Below are 1,604 nucleotides of genomic sequence, written 5' to 3' on the forward strand. Positions count from 1 at the left end.
CCGGCCGGACAGGGCCTAGGTGATCCGGTAGACGAACGAGGGGAACGGGTCGGTCGTGGCCCGCCGCCATGCCTGCTCGACCTCGTCGCGGGCCTGTTCCCGGGCTCGGGCGAAGGCGGTGACACAGATGGCGTGGACGTCGGTCCGGTCGGCACGGCGGGTGAGGGCGAGCAGGCGGCGCAGGGCGTCGACGGCTTCGTCGGCGCGGCCCTCGGTGAGACGGGTCTCCGCCGTCGTGCGGAGGGTGGCGGCAAGGGCGGCGAGGGTGGCGGAGAGCGCGGCTTCATGGGGCCGCGGGTCGGTGTGTTCCATGAGCTCGCGAAGGACGGTCTCGGCCTCCTCGTAGCAGGTCAGCGCCTCGGTGTCGTTCCCGGCGCGGCGCAGCGCGCGGGCGAGGACCCGCAGGCGGTCGGCGACCAAAGGCCGGTAGGTGTCCTCGTCGGACGCGGCCAGCCGGCGGGTGAGCGCCAGGGACTCGCGGCCGTTGGCCACGGCACCCGCGAGGCTGCCCTTGGCGCGCTGTCTGGCGCTGAGGTTGGCGAGTGTGCGGGCCAGTTCCGGTTCGTAGGCAGAGGGATCGAGTCCGGCGGCGCGCCGGTAGGCCTCGACGCTCTCCTCGGTGACCTCGATCGCCTTGCCGTGGGCACCCCTGCGCCGGTGGCGGAAGGCGAGATCGTCCAGTGCCTCGGCCAGCACCGGCACGTACACCTCGGGCTGGGTACGGGCGAGCCGGGCGCACAGGTCGGCCAGCTCACGCAGGGCCAACCGTTCCCCGGCGGGAGTGTCCGCCTCGCCGAGATGGTGTGCCAGGCACCGCAGCGCGAGGACGAGACGGCGCTCACCGGCGGCCGGATCGCGCTCGACCAGGGCGCGGCAGACGGCGACGGCCTCCTCGGCGGTGTCGCGCGCCAGGGGCAGATCACCGTTCGCGCCGTGGCACCAGGCCAGGTCGGTCAGGAGCTGGGCGCGCAGCGGCAGGATCTCGGGGTAGAGCCGCAGGACGAGTCCGTCGGTCCACTCGCGAGCATCGTTGCCCGCCGCGACCGCCTCGTCGTACCGGCCGAGGGCGCGCAGTCCGCCGGTCAGCTCGATCAGTACACGGGCCTGGAGCATCTGGACACGGAGCAACTGCCACAGCGACATGTTCCGCAGCAGCGCGTGGCACTCCAGATAGACCTGCACGGACTCCTCATCGCGAGGAAAACGGGCGAGGACCCAGGCGTGCACGCGCATGGCACCCAGCAGGCTCCCCAGCGACCTGTCCCTGCGCTTGGGCGCGGCGAAGGAGGTGGGCCCGGCGGAGGCGGGCGCCGGCCGTGCCATGCTCCGGTATGCCGCCACGCAGTCCTGGGCCGTGGCGAGCGCCTCGTCCAGCCGCTCCGTCTCCGCCAGGGCCAGGGCGCGGGCGTGGAGGGTGTAGGCCCTCTGTGCCGAGGAAGCGCGGGCGCCGGGAACCGCCAGGGACTCGTCCGCCGCGGCGAGAGCGTCCTCGTACCGGCCCGTCACGAGCAGCACATGGGCGTACAGCGCGAGGGACCGGGCAAGGCCGTCACGGTGGGCCTGGCGTGGGTGCCGGGGGTGGGCCCCCGGCACCCACGCCAGGC

The 1,604-nt window shown here is 74.1% G+C and carries 1 protein-coding gene; it reads right to left on the bottom strand.

Annotated features, from left to right (window positions below; genetic code table 11):
- Positions 1 to 15 precede the first annotated feature (15 nt).
- The coding region (locus tag BFF77_RS31970; RefSeq protein WP_141698611.1) for a tetratricopeptide repeat protein at positions 16 to 1,604 on the bottom strand (1,589 nt) is incomplete at its 5' end.

Origin of the sequence: Streptomyces lushanensis (genome assembly GCF_001700515.1) — a bacterium.
Lineage (GTDB): Bacteria > Actinomycetota > Actinomycetes > Streptomycetales > Streptomycetaceae > Streptomyces > Streptomyces lushanensis.